We start from the raw sequence: 5026 nt of genomic DNA on the forward strand, positions 1-5026 counted from the left end.
GCAAAAACTCAACCCAAACGAAAAAGCCCACAGTCTTTTGAGTGTACTGCGGGCTTTTTCGCTTGGGTTCAAAGGCCCAATTACAACTTGATGTTTATCGTTTTCCCATTTAAGGTAATGACCGCGTTGTTGTCGCAAGTGCCATCGCCATAATCCACTTGAATATCGGTGCCGTTCAACTTCAACACACCCAGGCCTTTGCTTACCCAGTAACAATTGTTGGCCTTCACGAGGGGCGAATCGATGTTCCAGGTAACTGTCTCGCCATTGGGGAACAGTACATTGATGTTTCCAATCACGTCGTACACGTCATCCGTCCAGTCCCACCAGGAGGCAAAACCTCTGGTTTGTTTGAAATCATGCACCCCGCTCCAGGTCCAGGATTCATTGTTGGTATCGGTGATTTTTACCTTATCGGCTTTGATCTGGTAAACACCCGCAATAAGTGTACTATTGTTGCTGAAACTGAATTTGCCTTCCAGTTTTACACCATCTTCGCTGTAGTTGTCGTATTGCAGGGTTACGAGTGAGTTGGGCTCCCAGATTTTACCAACGGTCATGGTTACTTTGCCACTTTTGGTTTTGCCATCCACATCGGTGCAACCTGTACCAAAATCTACCACAACGGTTTTTGGAAAAGTTTTCAAATCCGCTGGCGTAACCGTAATGGTGCCACAGCTTGTGCGTACATCGGGAGTACCGCTTACCAATCCATCTACCTCGGCTGCGCCACGGGTGGCGATGCCAAAAGAAGTACCAATAAATTGCTGGCTTTTGAGGGTAAGGGTTGCCATTTTAACCGAATCCGCCTCGCTGGCTACAACGGGTTCGTCTTTTTTACAGGCATTGAGTGCCAGAAAAAGCAAGCCAAACAGGCCCAGGGTCGAAAACAATGATTGCTTAACCATCGGAAATTTTTTTAGGTTTTGAAAATCGGTTTTTAATTTTGGGGACAATGCAAAGACGATTTCCGATGGTGATTGTTACTGACTTTTAATCCTTTAACGTTTTTTTAGGTTTTTCTTAAGTAAAATTAGACCTGATTATCAAGCTTATTTTTCAAGAATTTGTTTGTCTTGAATCAGGCTTGCGCTCAACTTTGTGTAAGGAAGTTGCTGGGGACTTACCTTGTTTTGGATGGCCAGCACCGCCGCAGTAGCTGCCGATTGCCCCAGGATCATAAAAACTGGTTCCATGCGCATCGATCCGTAAGCGATGTGAGTACTGGACACACAAACCGGCACCAGGAGGTTGTTGCATTCCTGTTCTTTGGGCAAAATAGACCCATAGGCAATCGAATACGGCTTATCGGGGTGTACGCCGATGTCGCCTTCGTTTTGGACGTAGCCTTCCTTGGTTACATAGCGCTGAATGTTGTGCGAATCCAGGGTGTACGAGCCCATTCCGATGGGTTGCGGCACTACCGATTTGCCCAGTGCATCGGCTTCCAGCATCACATAAGCGCCCTTCATGCGGCGAGCTTCGCGAATGTAAAGTTGGTGTGGCCAGTTGCCATTGTCGGTAAATTCATCTTTGGGCAAGCCCCATTGCTGCATTTGTTCGTGTACGTCGGCAGGCACCCGGGGGTCGTTTTGCAAAAAATACATCAGGCCTTTTTGGTACAATTCATGGTCTTTGATGATGGCTTTTCTGCTTTCGTAAGTCGCCTCTGGGTAATCGTAGTTTTTACCAATGTAATCAGTACTGAATGCGCCGTGGTTGTTGGTATCGGTTTTGCGATTGGGAATGGGGTCGAATTTGTCAAATGTCTCGCGCCAGCCACTGGCAAACACTCGGGCATACAACTCGTACCGAGCAGGATCATAGCCCTCTGGTTTGAGAAATGGAATGCGGTTGTCGGGGTGGTTGCTAAGGCACATGCGAAAGCAGTAAGCCTGAATTTTGTTGTCGGCCTGACCATATTCGCCGGGCGCTTCCGGGGATATTTCTGGGAGTAAGCCACTTTTGGGGTCATCGGCAACCTTATAGGGACTGATTTTTGATTTAAAATGGTGACCGTGGTGGAAAACATCGGTTTGTACCCCGTTCCATTTTTCGCCGTAGGCAGCATTAGCTTCTCTGCCCACTTGATAACTCACCCCCGCAGCAGCCATTAGGTCGCCTTCGTAGGTGGCATCAATGAACATTTTGCCCCTAAAAACCTGACCACTCAAGGTGCGGAAGGCCGTAATTTTGCCTGCTTTTTTGCTTACTCCTGTTTTCGAACGGTCGAGCCAGGTATTGCGGTAAACCTGCAGTTGGTTTTCTTTGACCAAATCCTCAAAAATTTGTTCGGCGGCATGTGGTTCAAAAATCCACATGGTGCGGTTGTTGCCGTCAATGGCGGGTGTACCCTGGCCTTTGTTGCCGTAACTTTCTTTGGCTTGCCATTTCCAGGAATCGGTTTTCTGGTAGTGTTCGTAAAGCCGGTGGTAAAACTCGCGCGCCAGCCCTCCGATGACTTCCTTGTTTCCGGTATCCGTAAAACCCAGACCACCAGAAGACAAGCCGCCGAGGTGGGTATCCGGTGACACAACGATCACGGATTTGCCCATTTTTTTGACTTGTACTGCCGCCATGATGGCCGCAGAAGTGCCACCATAAATGATGACGTCGGCTTTTTGGGCTTGAATGGAACTCAGGTGCAGGCCAGATTGCCACAAGATGAGCGATAGAAGCAGGTATCTCATGCATTGAGTTTTGAAAAAATGAACATTATCCAATCGATTTCTCTGGATCAATTTTGAGCCAAAGCAAGGCACTGACCGCCAGGCACCCGGAAATCAGGAACAAGGGCAATTCGAAATTGTGGGTCTGTTTGACGATGATCCCAAAAATGATGGTGATGAAAAAACCGCCCAATTGCCCGGCAAAATTCATGGTTCCGGTCACTGTACCCGAATTTTGCTTGCCAATGTCAACACAGGTCACGAAGGCTACTGGCAAAGCCAAATCTTTGGACAATACGCACAAGGCCAGGAGATACCCGGCCAGTTGGTTGTTTGGCGTTAGCCCTGCAAAAAGAAACAGCAAGGAGGAGATGCCCAGACCCAGGCCAGCCACAATGCGCCGGCCAAAGCGCAGTCCGCGCTTTTTGACCAGCCAATCGCTCAAAAAGCCACCCACCAGGCAGCCAATTGCGCCCAAAAAATAAGACAAGGAAATGAACTTTTTGGTGTCTTCCTCGCTCATCCCACGGCCTTCCTGAAAGTAGGTAGCCGACCAGTTGGTGAAAAAGTAAGCCGCATAAAAAAACAAGTGGCACATCAACATCAAGTACAAAATATTGGGCTCCGCAATGGCTTTTTTCCAATCCACCCAATGCGATTGATTGACCTGCCGCTGGGTCTCAATTTCCTCCACTTCTTGTGGGGTAATGCCCGCAATTTCGGCGGGTTCGTCCCGAAACCAAAGGTACCATACCGTAGCCCAAACGGCGCCAACCACGCCCAATACCACAAATGCCAGGCGCCAACCCACCGCATGCACCAGCGGAATGACCACCAGCGGGGTGAGGGCACCACCGATTCGGGCTGCAGCCCAAATGGCCGCTTGCGCCCTACCACGCTCGTGCGCCGGAAACCAACGCGCTATGGCCACTCCGACATTGGGATAAGCCCCCGCTTCGCCTATGCCAAACAAAAAACGCACCACCAGCAAATACACAAAATTGAACGCCAATCCGGTAAGTGCGGTAAAAGCAGACCACCACAAAACGACCCGTGTCAGGATGCGGCGTGGCCCAATGCGATCGCCGAGGATTCCGGTTGGCAACTCAAATAAGGCATATGCCAGGGAAAATGCGCCCAGAATGTACCCAAACTGCTGGTTGTCAAGCTCAAGATCAGCTTTTACATATTTGCTCACTACGTTCATGCACACTCGATCAAGGAAGGTGATGATGGAGAGCAACACTAAGATGGCGAGTACTTTGTGGCGTGTTTTCATTGGCAACGAGCGCTAGAAGTTTGAGGTAGAAACGAAATAGATTAAACCAGCGCCCGCAATTTTTGCAATCCTGTCTTCGCCACCAACAATGGATCTTGCTTCCAATAATCTCGATTAAAAAGCTCCAGCGACATGACCTTTGGACCGCCCATATCGCGCAACAATTGTACAACTGCGGCGAGTGGCGCATCCCCATCTCCGGGGTAAATGCGGTCGCTGTCATTCTGCTCTGCCACGGGTTTGGACAGTACAAAATCGTTGAAATGGAAAATCTCTACGGCTGATCCCTTCAGCAAACGCAAGCCATCAAAACCAGATCCACCACGGAACAAGTGGTAAATATCGGGCAGCAATCGGGCATCAGGATCGTTGGCCGCTGCGGCCACGGCCATTGCTTGGCCCAGGTGAAACAAGGTGCCGGAAGCACCCCAAAATTCCAGTTGGGGCATCACCCCGGTTTTTCTACCCAAATCCAGGGCCTGCTTGTAGTGTTCACCTGCCTTGAACAAATCCAGTGGCGGGTCTTTTTTAACCCCTGCTGGTGGTGCAGCAATCCGTTTGCAGCCAAGTTGGGCCAGGAGGTTCATTTCTTCTTCCAATTGTTTGAAGCCGCCATCGCGTTGGGCATCGTCTTCCACCATCCAGGGGGCAAAAGCAATAGCGTCTTCCACGGTAATCCCTGCATCTTTCACCCTTTGGGCCAGTGCAGTCATGGTGCCGCCCTCTTTGAGGTAAGTATTGAGATCGGGTAGCCAAATTTCGATGCCATCGTAGCCTGCGGCAGCAGCAATTTCAATGTACTTGACAATGCCCAGTTTTTGGCCGCTGATGGTACTGGTGTTGAGGCAAAAACGAAACTTGGTTTTTTTCTGCGTGGACAAAGCCAGGACTTCGGCAGGCAGCATGGTAGCAATACCGGCAGCGCCAAGGGTTTTTAGAAGGTCGCGTTTGTTGAGCATGGTGTAGGTGTATTTACCCCTAAAACTACACCAGAAATTTTGGAAGATCCTGTTTTCGGATCATGGATTTCGGATTTTGTACCAATTTATTGTTTTCCAAATCACAAGCCTTATATTTG

At 49.4% G+C, this 5026-nt stretch carries 4 protein-coding genes; all 4 read right to left on the reverse strand.

Going from position 1 to position 5026, the window contains the following annotated elements; genetic code table 11:
- Window positions 1-80: 80 nt before the first annotated feature.
- The 4 genes from ABW391_RS07660 to ABW391_RS07675 all read right to left on the reverse strand — a co-directional run bounded on the left by ABW391_RS07660 (window position 81) and on the right by ABW391_RS07675 (window position 4907).
- Window positions 81-908 carry a hypothetical protein gene (locus ABW391_RS07660; RefSeq protein WP_353481259.1) on the reverse strand — a complete coding sequence of 276 codons (828 nt, stop codon included), beginning with the start codon at window positions 906-908 and terminating at the stop codon, window positions 81-83.
- A gap of 144 nt (window positions 909-1052) precedes the next feature.
- Complete coding sequence (locus tag ABW391_RS07665; protein ID WP_353481260.1) at window positions 1053-2690, reverse strand: FAD-dependent oxidoreductase; 1638 nt, start codon at window positions 2688-2690, stop codon at window positions 1053-1055.
- Window positions 2691-2715: 25 nt separating this feature from the next.
- Window positions 2716-3948, reverse strand: a complete 1233-nt coding sequence (locus ABW391_RS07670) for an MFS transporter (RefSeq protein WP_353481261.1) — start codon at window positions 3946-3948, stop codon at window positions 2716-2718.
- A 41-nt stretch (window positions 3949-3989) separates the two neighbouring features.
- Window positions 3990-4907 (reverse strand): sugar phosphate isomerase/epimerase family protein, encoded by a 918-nt coding sequence (locus tag ABW391_RS07675; RefSeq protein ID WP_353481262.1) that lies wholly within the window; start codon window positions 4905-4907, stop codon window positions 3990-3992.
- Window positions 4908-5026: the final 119 nt, after the last annotated feature.

The sequence above is a fragment of the Haliscomenobacter sp. genome, assembly GCF_040403615.1.
GTDB lineage: Bacteria > Bacteroidota > Bacteroidia > Chitinophagales > Saprospiraceae > Haliscomenobacter.

Bases quoted from the DNA above. Each gene is read 5' to 3' on its own strand.
- ABW391_RS07660 (WP_353481259.1), bottom strand. From the start codon at position 908: ATGGTTAAGCAATCATTGTTTTCGACCCTGGGCCTGTTTGGCTTGCTT.
- ABW391_RS07665 (WP_353481260.1), bottom strand. From the start codon at position 2,690: ATGAGATACCTGCTTCTATCGCTCATCTTGTGGCAATCTGGCCTGCAC.
- ABW391_RS07675 (WP_353481262.1), bottom strand. From the start codon at position 4,907: ATGCTCAACAAACGCGACCTTCTAAAAACCCTTGGCGCTGCCGGTATT.
- ABW391_RS07670 (WP_353481261.1), bottom strand. From the start codon at position 3,948: ATGAAAACACGCCACAAAGTACTCGCCATCTTAGTGTTGCTCTCCATC.